The organism is Limnobaculum parvum, from assembly GCF_003096015.2.
GTDB lineage: Bacteria > Pseudomonadota > Gammaproteobacteria > Enterobacterales > Enterobacteriaceae > Limnobaculum > Limnobaculum parvum.
The window spans coordinates 138,371-151,822 of the sequence record NZ_CP029185.2; the positions used below are offsets into that span (position 1 = coordinate 138,371).

Annotated in this window: 13 protein-coding genes; 11 read left to right on the forward strand and 2 right to left on the reverse strand. The window is 46.3% G+C overall.

The window, feature by feature from the left end:
* Nucleotides 1-188: 188 nt before the first annotated feature.
* Complete coding sequence (locus HYN51_RS00190) at nt 189-1,361, forward strand: MFS transporter (RefSeq protein WP_407936361.1); 1,173 nt, start codon at nt 189-191, stop codon at nt 1,359-1,361.
* Between the two features lie 140 nt (nt 1,362-1,501).
* Here the strand turns inward: HYN51_RS00190 and dctP are convergent, their stop codons facing one another.
* Nucleotides 1,502-2,548: a TRAP transporter substrate-binding protein DctP gene (gene dctP, locus HYN51_RS00195; RefSeq protein ID WP_108900999.1), complete on the reverse strand. Its 1,047-nt coding sequence runs from the start codon at nt 2,546-2,548 to the stop codon at nt 1,502-1,504.
* 494 nt (nt 2,549-3,042) lie between these two features.
* On the opposite strand from dctP, the gene HYN51_RS00200 reads away from it, so the two are divergent.
* The 8 genes from HYN51_RS00200 (at nt 3,043) to HYN51_RS00235 (ending at nt 11,307) form a co-directional block, all read left to right on the forward strand.
* The gene (locus tag HYN51_RS00200; protein ID WP_108901000.1) at nt 3,043-3,741 is read left to right on the forward strand and encodes a FadR/GntR family transcriptional regulator; all 699 of its coding nucleotides are present in this window, start codon (nt 3,043-3,045) and stop codon (nt 3,739-3,741) included.
* Entirely contained in the window at nt 3,738-4,643 is a 906-nt protein-coding gene (locus HYN51_RS00205) for a 2-dehydro-3-deoxygalactonokinase (RefSeq protein WP_108901001.1), read from the forward strand. Before HYN51_RS00200 ends, HYN51_RS00205 begins: the two co-directional genes overlap by 4 nt.
* Nucleotides 4,627-5,244 (forward strand): 2-dehydro-3-deoxy-6-phosphogalactonate aldolase, encoded by a 618-nt coding sequence (locus HYN51_RS00210; protein WP_108901002.1) that lies wholly within the window; start codon nt 4,627-4,629, stop codon nt 5,242-5,244. The genes HYN51_RS00205 and HYN51_RS00210 overlap by 17 nt, the downstream gene beginning before the upstream one ends.
* Complete coding sequence (dgoD, locus tag HYN51_RS00215) at nt 5,241-6,389, forward strand: galactonate dehydratase (protein ID WP_108901003.1); 1,149 nt, start codon at nt 5,241-5,243, stop codon at nt 6,387-6,389. Before HYN51_RS00210 ends, dgoD begins: the two co-directional genes overlap by 4 nt.
* A gap of 210 nt (nt 6,390-6,599) precedes the next feature.
* Entirely contained in the window at nt 6,600-7,901 is a 1,302-nt protein-coding gene (locus HYN51_RS00220; protein ID WP_108901004.1) for an MFS transporter, read from the forward strand.
* 343 nt (nt 7,902-8,244) lie between these two features.
* Entirely contained in the window at nt 8,245-9,534 is a 1,290-nt protein-coding gene (locus HYN51_RS00225; RefSeq protein WP_108901005.1) for a DUF3748 domain-containing protein, read from the forward strand.
* A 134-nt stretch (nt 9,535-9,668) separates the two neighbouring features.
* Nucleotides 9,669-10,115 carry a peptidoglycan-binding protein LysM gene (lysM, locus tag HYN51_RS00230; RefSeq protein WP_108901006.1) on the forward strand — a complete coding sequence of 149 codons (447 nt, stop codon included), beginning with the start codon at nt 9,669-9,671 and terminating at the stop codon, nt 10,113-10,115.
* A 469-nt stretch (nt 10,116-10,584) separates the two neighbouring features.
* Nucleotides 10,585-11,307, forward strand: a complete 723-nt coding sequence (locus HYN51_RS00235; RefSeq protein ID WP_230513996.1) for a carbonic anhydrase — start codon at nt 10,585-10,587, stop codon at nt 11,305-11,307.
* Between the two features lie 294 nt (nt 11,308-11,601).
* On the opposite strand, the gene HYN51_RS00240 is transcribed toward HYN51_RS00235, so the two are convergent.
* A complete protein-coding gene (locus tag HYN51_RS00240) occupies nt 11,602-11,979 on the reverse strand; it encodes a YceK/YidQ family lipoprotein (RefSeq protein WP_108901008.1) in 378 nt (125 codons plus the stop codon).
* Nucleotides 11,980-12,280: 301 nt separating this feature from the next.
* Between HYN51_RS00240 and ibpA the strand changes: the two genes are divergently transcribed.
* Together ibpA and ibpB are read left to right on the forward strand one after the other, a co-directional pair.
* Nucleotides 12,281-12,694, forward strand: coding sequence for a small heat shock chaperone IbpA (ibpA, locus tag HYN51_RS00245; protein WP_108901009.1), 414 nt, complete (start codon nt 12,281-12,283; stop codon nt 12,692-12,694).
* An 88-nt stretch (nt 12,695-12,782) separates the two neighbouring features.
* Nucleotides 12,783-13,211, forward strand: coding sequence for a small heat shock chaperone IbpB (gene ibpB / locus HYN51_RS00250; RefSeq protein WP_108901010.1), 429 nt, complete (start codon nt 12,783-12,785; stop codon nt 13,209-13,211).
* The last annotated feature ends 241 nt before the right edge of the window (nt 13,212-13,452 follow it).

Consider the following 13,452-nt stretch of genomic DNA (forward strand, 5'->3'; position numbering starts at 1 on the left):
CGGAGGTGTGCCTTTGTTTATCAATCTGCGGATTGATAAAAATTGTTCTATGCTCAATCCGCGCCGATATTTTCTGCCTGTCAGAACAGGTGTTGAAACTCTACTTTATGAGGATAACTCAGGTGTCACAAGCGACGACTTCACAAAAGACGCGGGTTCAAAAAAACGTGTCTAAACATAAGCTGTTGATGATTGCCGGTCTGGGGTGGATGTTTGATGCATTGGACGTCGGGCTGTTGTCATTTTTGTTGGCAGCGCTGAAACAAGACTGGGGGCTAACGGCTCAACAAATGGGCTGGATTGGCAGTATTAACTCTATCGGTATGGCGGTAGGGGCGTTTGTATTTGGCGTTATGGCGGATCGTACCGGGCGCAAATCTGCATTTATTGTCACACTGCTGCTGTTTAGCATCGGCAGTGGGCTAACGGCTTTGGTATCGACGCTGGCCGCTTTGTTGGTGCTGCGTTTTATTATTGGTATGGGGTTGGGTGGGGAACTGCCGGTCGCCTCGACATTGGTATCAGAGAGCGTTGAATCACACGAGCGCGGGCGCATTGTGGTTCTGCTGGAAAGCTTCTGGGCGTTTGGCTGGTTGGCGGCGGCGCTGATCGCTTACTTTATCATTCCAAACTATGGCTGGCGTGTTGCGATGCTAATCAGCGCGCTACCTGCCTTCTATGCCATCTATTTGCGCTGGAATTTGCCGGACTCACCGCGTTTTAAACGGGCAGAAACCGGAGAGGCTAAACCTTCAATTATCAGTAATATTACCGCTGTTTGGTCCCGTGACTATCGTAAAGCAACGCTGATGTTGTGGGTTCTGTGGTTCTGCGTGGTGTTTTCTTATTATGGCATGTTCCTTTGGTTACCCAGTGTTGTGATGCTGAAGGGCTTTAGTCTGGTGAAAAGTTTCCAGTACGTGTTGATCATGACGCTGGCGCAACTTCCGGGTTATTTCACCGCCGCATGGTTGATTGATCGTTACGGGCGTAAGTTTGTGCTGGCGACTTATCTGACGGGAACTGCGGCTTCAGCCTATTTCTTTGGCGTTTCCGATACCGTTGCTCAACTGTTGATTTTTGGCATGCTGTTGTCATTCTTCAATCTGGGCGCATGGGGGGCGTTATACGTCTATACCCCGGAGCAATACCCAACCGCGATTCGCGGTACGGGTGCGGGGATGGCTGCTTCTATTGGTCGTATTGGCGGTATTTTAGGGCCGCTAATGGTGGGGTATTTGGTGGCAATGAATAGCTCGATAACGCTGATTTTTAGTCTGTTTTGCGTATCGATTATGGTGGCGGTAGTCGCGGTGATCGGGTTGGGGGGAGAGACTAAGCGGATGGATTTGATACCGTGATAGTGATTAAGTCAGATGTTAGTTTCGGTTATCGACTTTCATTTTGGTCCACGTACCAGCACCTTTACTCTCGATAAGCATAGGCAGGGCGCGCCCTGCCTGCTTCTTTTTCTTGCGTTGCAGCCTTCTTCAAGCAGCCTCTATTTTATAAAATCATCCATAATCACGCTGACGCTTTTTAATATGGGGCCGATATTTTTGATTCCTGTACTTTCACGTTCCGTTACCCAAGTGGCCTGTACTTCTTGGTATTTGGTCGCATTTTCCCATTGCTTCAGCTCCATGGGTTCCAGAATCCGGACGTTCACGCCGTTTTTTTTCATCTCATCTACCAACGTGTTGAAACTGTTGTTCATCACCGCCCCTAAGGTCTGGTATGCGATTTCAGCGGCGCGATGAATGGCGTCCTTATCCTGTTTTTCCAGCTTATCCCAAGTGTTCTTATTCATAACCAGAAGATAGAGGTGCCCCAACCATAGGTCAGTAGACACTAATACATTGGATGCGACATTTTGTGCGCCAATTTGATAGCCGCTGTCCACATTAACCATTAGCCCGTCTAGCGTTTTGGCTTTCAGGGCGCTGGCGATCTGATCTCCCCACGGCATTGAAACTGGGATCGCGCCAGCGTTTCGCAGAAAGTCCTGATGCCAGAAGCTGGCGGTCCGCCACTTGCTACCCTTAATATCTTCCAGAGTATTCAGCTTGTTGGTACTGAAGAAGGCCACGGGAAATCCTGTGCCGAAAAGGATATTAACGACATTCTTATTCTTCAGCTCTGCTGGAAAAGCCGGAATTTCTGCGTACACGCGGCGGTAGAACTCAAGTTGCTTATCTCCGCTGGGGCCAATGGGAAAGCTTTTGAAAATCTGGTGTAGGGGTAAATCGTTGGATGCATACTCGGGTACAACGATGGCCATATCCGCCGTACTACCTTCTCCTGCCACACGTAATGCATCATAGCCGCTGGCAAGTTCGCCTCCCCAATGCGCCTCTATTTTCAAACGACCGTTTGATTCCTTTTCAATAGCGGAGAAAAAAGCTTCCTTGATGAACCGGGTACGCATTCCTCCCAACGGTTCGTGATCGGTATATTTAAGCGTTTGTGTCGCTAATGCCGCCGTGGGCAAGAGCAACATCGCCAGTAGTATTAGCAGAAGTTTCTTGGCTAGATGTCGGGGTTGCATGGCGTTTCCTTTGCACTTTGGAGATAAATAGGGATGTATCAGAAAGAGGTTAACAGTTTATCTTGTTTGATTTATTGCTAGTTTTTTGCCTGAAGGCCTATCGTTGATGCATAACAGGCTAAGCGTTCGGAAAGGGTAAGGCTATGCATTCTTTGAAGAAAAGTCTATAGGATGGCTCTTTGCAATCTCATTCCCGTTTTGCTTTGCTTTTGTTTCAAACATGATCTGCCGTTTTTTCCAGCGCTGAATACCGTCTACTGGCTATGCATATAATCCCCTTTCAATATCAAATTGTACGTTTTGCGATCCAGATCGTAGTACAATTTAATTGGATTGAATTACAATTCACACATCACAGTAGAGATGCTCGCTATTTTTAACATCGTGTACAAGACAGGTGAGAGTCAGACAGATAAAGTTGGTAAAACTGAAACTGATGCCGCAATCGCACAGTTCCCAGTACAACAATGACACTTATAACTTCGGAGTTATTGATGCCACAGTCTGAAATGAGCAAAACCGACCGTTTAATTATCGAACTGGGTAAGCAGATCGTACACGGTAAATATATTCCCGGCTCCGCACTACCTGCGGAAACCGACCTTTGTGAAGAATTTAATACCTCGCGCAATATTATTCGTGAGGTGCTGCGTGCGTTGGCGGCGAAGCGTTTAGTGGAAGTTCAGCGTTACCGGGGGGCATTTGTCACTTTCCGCAATCAGTGGAGCTATCTCGACAGTGATGTTTTGCAGTGGATTCTTGAGTATGACTATGACCCTCGGTTAATCGCCTCAATGAATGAGGTGCGCCATTTAGTTGAGCCGAGCATGGCTCGTTGGGCGGCAGAGCGCGCAACCCCAACAGAACTGGTGCAGATTGAACGTGCGCTGAATGACATGGTCATTCACAGTCAGGATCGCGAGGCGTTTAATCAGGCGGATATTCGTTTTCACCAAGCTATTCTGGTCGCAACCCATAATCCGATATTGCAGCAACTCGGGGTTGCGATTAGTTCGTTACAACATGCGGTGTTTGAACGTACTTATATGCCAGATGAAGACAATATGCCGCGTACACTGCGGGAGCATAAAGACTTATATGATGCAGTTCGCCATCAAGATATCTCTGCTGCAGAGAAGGCCGCTCTGGCGATGATTGCCAGTTCCACCCAGCGTTTAAAGGAGTCTATATGATCGAGCAATTTATCGGCGTTGATTGGGGTTCAACTAATCTGAGAGCATGGCTATTTGACGGCGATCTTTGCGTTGATTCGCTGCGTTCAGAGCAAGGGGTAACCCGCTTTAACGGACAGCAGCCGGAAGCTATTTTTCATCAACTGTTTGATAACTGGCTGGCTCAGTACCCTGACGGAATCCCTGTGGTTATGGCAGGTATGATCGGCAGCAACGCCGGGTGGATCCCTACCCCGTATCAAATGTGTCCTGCTAATGTAAGCCAGATCTCCCGCCATCTCATGCCGGTGACTCAGTTGGCCCCAATGCGTGCCTTGATTGTGCCAGGAATTGCCATTAATCATGATGGTAACTGCAACGTCATGCGGGGTGAAGAGACCCAGTTAGTGGGTGCTCATGCACAAAAGCCAGCGGCTTATTACGTGATGCCCGGCACCCATTGCAAGTGGGTACAAATGGATGGTGATACGGTGGCGGATTTCCGCACGGTCATGACTGGCGAATTGCATCATTTATTGATTAATCATTCTTTGGTGGGCGCAGGTATTGGTGTGCAGCGGGAGTCGCAGCAGGCATTTAGGCAGGGAATGGAAGTCGGTTTTAATGAAACCCATATTATTCGTCGTCTGTTTGAAACTCGGGCGTCTCATGTTCTTGGTCAGTTAGATCCTTCAGTGGTTCAGGAGTGGCTGTCTGGGCTGCTTATTGGTAATGAAGTGGCGCAAATGCAGCAGCAATATGCAGGTGTGAATCAGCGTGGCGTGACAATTATCGGTAACCAGAGCTTGACGGCTCGCTATCGTGAGGCGTTGACTTTAGCTGGTATACCACATCAGGCCATTGATGGAGATGATGCCTTTAAATCCGGTATAAGGAGTCTGGTTTATGATCTGGAAAACTAATTTTCCGCTAATTGCTATTTTGCGTGGTATCAAGCCTCAGGAGGTGGAATCTCACGTTTCTGCCCTGATTGAGACAGGTTTTGACGCCATTGAAATTCCACTGAATTCCCCGCAGTGGGAACTCAGTATTCCCAAGATGGTAGAACAATTTGGCTCTAAGGCGCTGATTGGTGCTGGTACGGTATTAACGGTTGCCAACGTGGAGCATTTAGCCTCAATGGGGTGCCGAATGATCGTAACGCCGAATACCAATCCGGCCGTTATTCGACGCTCTGTGGAGTTTGGGATGACGGTATGTGCGGGCTGTGCTACGGCAACCGAAGCCTTTACCGCGCTGGAGGCGGGTGCTCAAACGCTAAAAATATTCCCTTCCTCATCCTTTGGCCCTGATTACATAAAAGCGCTTAAAGCGGTTTTACCGCCAGAAATTCCAGTATTTGCCGTGGGTGGCGTGACGCCAGAAAACCTCCACCAGTATATGCGGGCGGGCTGTGTTGGTGCCGGGCTGGGAAGCGACCTGTATCGTGCAGGTCAGCCACCGGAACAGACGCGTCAACAAGCGCAACGTTTTGTTAAAGCCTATAAGGAAGTGCAGTTATGAAAATTACTAAGCTCACCACTTACCGTTTAGCTCCACGCTGGATGTTTCTTAAAGTAGAAACCGATGAAGGTGTAACTGGCTGGGGAGAACCGGTGATAGAAGGCCGTGCTCGCAGCGTTGAAGCAGCAGTACATGAATTGTCCGAGATGATCATTGGTCAAGATCCGGCCCGTATTAACGATATCTGGCAAACTCTGTATCGCGGTGGGTTTTATCGAGGTGGTCCTATTCTGATGAGTGCTATTTCCGGCATCGATCAGGCTCTGTGGGATATCAAAGGCAAAGTATTAGGGGTTCCGGTTTACCAACTGTTGGGTGGACTGGTGCGCGATAAAATTAAAGCCTATAGCTGGGTAGGGGGCGATCGCCCATCTGATGTAATTTCTGGCATTAAGACACTGAAAAATATTGGTTTCGATACTTTCAAGCTTAATGGCTGTGAAGAGATGGGGATCATCGACAACTCACGTAAAGTGGATGAAGCCGTAGCCGTAGTGGCAGAAATTCGTGAAGCATTTGGCAATAGCATCGAGTTTGGTCTGGATTTCCACGGACGTGTTGATGCACCAATGGCAAAAATTCTGATTAAAGAGCTGGAACCTTATCGTCCACTGTTTATTGAGGAACCCGTGTTGGCGGAGCAGGCGGAATATTATGTTCGTCTGGCAGCGCAGACCCATATCCCTATTGCAGCCGGTGAACGTATGTTCTCCCGTTTTGAGTTTAAACGCGTGTTGGCGGATGGCGGTTTGGGCATCGTTCAACCCGATCTTTCCCATGCGGGTGGTATAACCGAGTGCTATAAGATTGCAGCGATGGCAGAGTCTTATGATGTCGCGTTTGCACCGCATTGCCCACTGGGGCCGATTGCGCTGGCTTCTTGTCTGCATATTGATTTTGTGGCGCGTAATGCGGTACTTCAGGAGCAGAGCATGGGTATTCACTATAATCAGGGCGCGGAGCTACTGGATTATGTGTTGAATAAAGAAGACTTCGCTATGGACGATGGATATTTCTATCCACCAACTAAACCAGGGTTAGGGGTAGAAGTGAATGAAGAGTTAGTGATTGAACGCAGCAAGCACGCACCCGACTGGCGTAACCCGATTTGGCGTTATCCCGATGGCGCTGTTGCCGAGTGGTAATAATGACATGGTGAAAGCATAGCGTTTATTTAAAACGCCATTAATCAGTCAATTAAATTATTAAAGTAATAAACCGGCGTAAATGCTCGTCTAGGGTTCCCTTACGCCTAAACTTGATCTAATGAGTTTTATTACATTGATAAATATGACTATATTTTGGTTTGTATTATTTTCCGGAAGTATAAAAACAATTAAACAGGATACTCTACAATGGATAAAACAATCGATTCGGCAGAGGTAATAAAGCCTACCAAGCGTCGCTATATTACCTTATTGATGATTTTTATTACGGTGGTGATTTGCTATGTCGACAGGGCAAATCTGGCCGTGGCATCCGCTAAAATTCAACAGGAGTTTGGCATTACGAAAACGGAAATGGGGTATATTTTTTCCGCCTTCGCTTGGACTTATACCGCCTGTCAAATCCCGGGAGGTTGGTTTTTAGATCGGGTTGGTTCCAAACTTACCTACTTTATCGCCATCATGGGCTGGTCAGTCGCCACGCTATGTCAGGGCTTTGCCGGCAGCTTAGCTTCTCTGATTGGTTTGCGTGCAGTGACCGGTTTGTTTGAAGCGCCAGCTTTCCCGGTTAATAACCGGGTTGTCACCAGTTGGTTCCCTGAGCAGGAACGTGCGGGTGCGGTTGGTTTTTATACTTCAGGGCAGTTTGTTGGTCTGGCATTTTTAACGCCAATGCTGATTTGGGTTCAGGAAATCCTGAGCTGGCATTGGGTGTTCTTTATGACCGGTGCTATCGGTATTGTCTGGGCGCTGATTTGGCATTTTAATTATCAAAACCCGAGAAAAAGCAAAAAGATAAATCGTGCTGAGCTTGAGTATATCGAGCAAGGTGGCGGTATGGTTGATGGTGATGCGCTTATTGAGAAAAAAGAGAAAGTGCCATTTACCCGTGCGGATTGGAAACTCATTTTCCATCGTAAGCTGGTTGGGGTTTATTTAGGCCAGTTTGCTATTGCTTCTATGCTATGGTTCTTCCTGACTTGGTTCCCTAACTATTTGACACAGGAAAAAGGAATTGCCGCGTTAACCGCTGGTTTTATGACGACAGTGCCTTTTCTAGCGGCTTTTTTAGGGGTTCTGCTTTCTGGCCAACTGGCCGATAAGTTAACCCGCAGTGGTAAGTCCATTGGTTTTGCCCGTAAAACGCCGATTATCTGTGGCTTGTTGCTTTCTTCTTGCATTATGGGAGCCAACTACACTAACGATCCGATTTGGATCATGGTGCTGATGGCGGTAGCGTTTTTTGGTAATGGCTTTGCCTCGATTACTTGGTCGCTGGTCTCTTCACTGGCCCCGGTTCGTCTGATTGGTTTAACCGGTGGCGTATTTAATTTTATCGGTGGTTTGGGTGGCATCACGGTGCCGTTAGTGGTGGGTTATCTGGCTCAAAATTACGGTTTTGCTCCTTCTCTTATTTATATCTCTGTTGTGGCGGTGATTGGAGCGCTGTCGTATATTTTGTTAGTTGGGGAAGTGAAGCGGATAGCCTAGCTTGCCAAGGGCTATGACCGATCGGCCATAGCCCTTGAGTTTTGTGTAAATTATTTTTATTAGCCATTGTGTATATTCCGGTCGTAAAGGGGATGTGCTCATATCACCTTCGTGCTCGGCCGAAAGAGCATTTGTATCTAGTATCGACGCGTGTTTTATATCATATCTCCTTGCCGTAACCCCGATTCCCGCCTATATCTATTTAACATCATTATGTTATTCATTTTCTTAACGAGTGAGGAAATAGCCATAGCGGTGGAATTTTTTATAACCTTTCAGTGACAGTTGAAAATTTATCTTGCAACATAAAGATTCGTACAGGCGACAAGGTAGGAGCACATCGATGCGTGAAACAGAAAAACAAATTACCTATACGCCCTGCAACCACCAGTTAACTAACGTTAACGTATGGACACCGGACAGTCAGTGGTTGGTTTATGATGTCCGGCCCAATGGTTCGTCGTTTACCGGCGAGACTATCGAACGGGTGAATATTGATAGCTGCGAAGTTGAAATTGTTTATCAGGCGGAACCGCAAAGCTATGTTGGCGTGGTCACCGCTAGCCCGGTTGAACCAGTACGCTATGTCTTTATCCACAGCCCGGAAAAACCGGATGAACAGTGGCACTATGACTTTCATCACCGTCGCGGTGTGATTGTGAGTGAACCAGATAGAAAACACGCCGTTACGCTAGATGCATTCGATATTACTCCCCCGTTTACCCGCGGTGCATTACGCGGCGGTTCCCATGTCCATGTTTTTAGCCCGGACGGAAGTCGGCTGAGTTTTACCTATAATGATCATGTCATGCATGAGAAAGGTTCACAGTTCGATCAGCGTAATATTGGTGTCGCGGTGCCATTACATGCGGTTCAGGTGGACAAGCAACATGTTCGAGAATATGACGGCAGCCATTTCTGTGTTCTGGTGAGTTCAACGGTATTGGTTCCGGAAGCTGGCAGTGATGAAATCAGCCGGGCTTATGAAGAGGGATGGGTGGGTAATGAAGGCTATATTACCGCACAGGGAGCGACCCAGCGTTGGGCGCTGGCATTTATTGGCGATACTCGAGCAGAAGATGGCAGTAAGCTTTCGGAAGTTTTTATTGTTGATCTACCTGAATATTTGGATGATTACGCCAAGCCCGGTGAGTACCCACTCACTGGAACAGCGGAGCAGATGCCGGCACCACCGGCTGGCGTGAGCCAGCGCCGTTTGACAGATACCGGCGATCGTCGTTTTCCAGGGGTAGTCTCTTCACCACGTCACTGGATTCGTGGTTCACCAGACGGCAGTAAAATTGCATTCCTGATGAAAGATGATTTTGATGTGGTTCAGGTTTGGCTGGTTTCTCCACTGGGTGGTGAATTAAAGCAAGTGACTGACGGAGGCTATGGTGTGGATTCTGCATTTAGCTGGAGCCCTGATGGTCGCAGTTTAGCTTTCGTAATGGACAGTAGTATTGTGTTGTGTGATGTTAACAGTGGGGTAGTCAAACGATTAACCGAGAAGAGTGTAAACCACCTTTGTGCGGATGCGGTGGTGTTTTCACCAAATGGGCAATATATTGCTTACATGCGAAAAGTAGACGGTTTCTCTCAATTGTTTATTACCGCCACTGAACTGGATTAACACAAAATTAGTGTGTGAGCAGTTCGTGGGATATACTATGAAGAGCGCTTATCTCTCACTGACGGGGTGGTTCACCACGGTTTTAGTCAGAAATAAGTGGTGTTTAAACATTTTAACTGTTGTTGGAGAATATAATGGGAATGTTATTCAATTTTGTTAAGGAAGCAGGCGAAAAGCTTTGGGATAGTGTCTCTAGCAAACCAGAAGATAAAGCAGCAAAACTGAAGGCGCACTTAGATAAAATGGGTCTGCCAGGTTCAGATAAAGTTGATATTAAAGTAGAAAACGACACCGTTATCGTTGGTGGCGAAGCTGCAGATCAGGAATTGAAAGAGAAGCTGATGGTTATTCTGGGTAACGTTGCATCTATCGGTAACGTTCAGGATCAAGTTTCTGTTATTCAGCCGTCAGAAGAAGGTAACTTCTATACCGTTCAGAAAGGCGATACTCTGGGTGCGATTGCTAAGTCTCAGTATGGTGATTCCAACAAATACCAGAAGATTTTTGAAGCTAACAAACCAATGTTAAGTCATCCGGATAAAATCTATCCAGGACAAGTTCTGCGTATTCCAAAATTATAATCAGTTATTAATTAATTGATTTTAAAAGCCTCCGAATTTTAATGAGTTCGGAGGCTTTTTTATTTCTATTTTTCTGCCCTGCGCATTTTTATATTTATTATTGCAATTAATTCTTATTTGTTTTTGGTACGAAATAGAATAAATAGGCTCCATTTTAGATTCATATTTCATTTTCCTTTGCTTTATTGAGCATTCATAACAGCTATTTGAGAAGGTTATATTATTTTTCATTGGGTTACCAAAATGGTACCTGTGTGTTATTTAAGCCATATCAATAAGTTACATATTATTACACTTTGCATCAGGTTAATTACAGCTCCGTTGATTCCTGCCGTTTTAATCGAATATATAATCAATGAACACAGGAATTAATTTTCCACTGTATCCAGGGATGATAGCAATATTGAATTCGATTGATGCCTGCCATCTCCCTCTAATATTGTTCCGGCTAATTTTGAAAGGAAATAATGTGAAAACGTTTATCGCTGTTTGTGGTCTGGCATTGTCTTTTAGTGCGCTTGCATCTCCTCATTGGGAATACAGCGGTGAAGCCGGGCCAGAGCATTGGGCTGAATTAGCACCAGAATTTGCAGCCTGCCACGCTCAAAACCAGTCGCCGGTTAACCTGACCGGTACTGTTAAATCCGATCTGAAACCTTTCCATATTACTTACGCCGCAGGCGCTGAAAATATGGTGAACAATGGTCATACATTACAGGTTAATTATGCACCGGGTAGCAAAGTTGAGGTTGATGGTATTTCATTTGAACTGAAACAGTTCCATTTCCATACCCCAAGTGAGAACCAAATTGATGGTAAAACTTTCCCAATGGAAATTCACTTTGTTCATGCCAATAGTAAGGGTGAACTGACCGTGTTGGCCGTTATGGTGAAAGAAGGCAAAGCGAATCCAACATTGGCTAAACTGTGGAAAGAGATGCCTAAGACCGGTGAAACAGTGACCTATGATCAAAAGATCAATGCTAAAGGTTTATTACCAACTAACCTGCATTACTATCGTTTTAGCGGTTCTTTGACCACGCCTCCTTGTACTGAAGGCGTCCGTTGGTTAGTGCTGAAGAATCAAATCACTGCTAGCCATGAACAAATTCAGGCGTTTACCGCGCTGATGGGCCATCCAAATAACCGCCCTATTCAGCCAATCAATGCCCGTGAAGTTCTGAAAGACTAAGTAAACTGCGTCCTGCCGGCGTTAATAATGTTTGATTAACGCTGGCTGGATTATTTCGTTTTCCCCCGCCAACTCGCTCATAACATTATCTATTTTCAATTCAGTTGATGATCTCTTTTATTATCGGATCCAGACGTCTGGTGGAATGATATGGCTACATTCCTAGCATATCTGGTCGATGAGGCAGGATGAGGAAGACGCTAATGAATCCAGCCAGTGAAATGATGCGAAAGAAGAACAATGGTTTCACTGATAGCCAGCGTTGTGTCGCTAATGCAGAACCGATTGCCCGTATTACTTCTTATCGCCAGCTTTTTCCCTTGGGGGAGGCGTATAGCCGGAACCTTTCATCAGCCCCTTATTTTGCTTTTCTTTATCTGAATCTGAAATAGTTTTTCGTGGGGAAGATCGACCTTCGGTATCGCTGGCACGATAGAGGTCATAAGGTAGCAAGACGGTATCTAACATCGCAGAGAAGGGCAAATCGATAATCAGCAGGCTACGCATCAGCCACCCATGATTGTCGTCACCGATCATATCAATATCATTAGCCGTGCCGGGATAATACCTTTCATAAGGTGCCACGTGAGCCATCAGGCTGGAGCAACCAGAAAGTGCAAACATTGTTGTACTGACACAAATAGGCAGTAAAAAACGTTTAACCGTAGTCATGATTGTTTGCTATCCACAAAACGCATAATACGCTCTGACAGTTAATAATATTGAGTTGAAGAGCAACGTTATAGCACTCAACTCCCTAAATTTGAACAGGGAACTCCAGATAATCGCGTGTCGATATAAAATTTAGCTTAGAAATAGATTTTTGCCGTTGAAAAATGAATTTATGCCTCCATTTTATTAAGTGCGATCGATAAAGCAATGCCAATAGGGTTGCTGATCGCAGAAAGTTCATCTGTCCTGTAAGGAAGGTGATGTTGTTTAACCTCGCTGATTTATTTAGGAGGCGTTTTATATGCGTAATTTTGATCTTTCCCCACTGTATCGTTCAGCCATTGGTTTTGACCGGATGCTGAATACCCTTGAGTCAGGCCAGAGTCAGAGCAATGGCGGCTACCCTCCCTATAACGTTGAGCTGGTTGATGAACACCACTACCGTATTGCTATCGCGGTTGCCGGGTTTGCTGAAACTGAACTGGAGATTACCTCTCAGCCAAATCTGTTAGTGGTACGTGGTGCCAAACAGAGTCAGGAATCGGCAAAAACCTACCTTTATCAAGGTATTGCCGAGCGTAATTTTGAACGCAAATTCCAACTGGCTGAACATATTCAGGTTGAAGGCGCTCATTTAGAAAACGGTTTGCTGTATATCGAGTTGGCTCGGGTTATTCCTGAGGCATCAAAGCCACGCCGTATCGAAATCAAGTAATAAAATGTCGAGGCGCTAAGCGCTAGAACAGTTAGTTGCCTGCCGTAATGGGGGCGGACCTCGCTCGCTTCAAAGAAGGAGTTATATTATGCGTAATTATGATTTATCACCGTTATTTCGTCAGTGGATCGGATTCGACAAACTGGCCAGTAGCATGCAGGGGAATACGGATTCTGGTTTCCCTCCTTACAATATCGAAAAAAGTGACGATAACCACTATCGCATCACATTAGCCTTAGCCGGGTTTAAACAGGAAAATCTGGAAATCGAATCAGAAGGCCAGCGCCTGACGGTAAAAGGCAATCCAACCCAACTAGAAAAAGAGGTGCAGTATTTGCACCAGGGCTTGTCCTGTAAGGCGTTTGAGCTGAGTTTTACGCTTGCTGACCATATGGTGGTCACCGAAGCCAAATTCGAGCTGGGACTGCTGCATATTGATATTGAACGCAGAGTGCCGGAGGCGCTGCAGGTGCAGCGGATTACGATTGGTAAGCAAGGTGTGATTGAGCATCAGTAGTCAGTAATGGTTGTGGATAGTGGATGAGCAAGTTTCGTCCACTGTGAATAAGAGCAAAGGGCAGCACTTTAATGGGTGTTGCCCTTGACCTTTTTGAGTACTGGAATTCAGCTGACGGCTGAGGGGGCCAGCACGAGCAGCATGGACGCTGCTAGAGGCACAGTGACGCCGGGAGCGGCTCTGTGCCGGTGCGTTAAGGTCGAATGAAGGCGGAAGGTAGTCGCCGTAGGCGACCTGGATT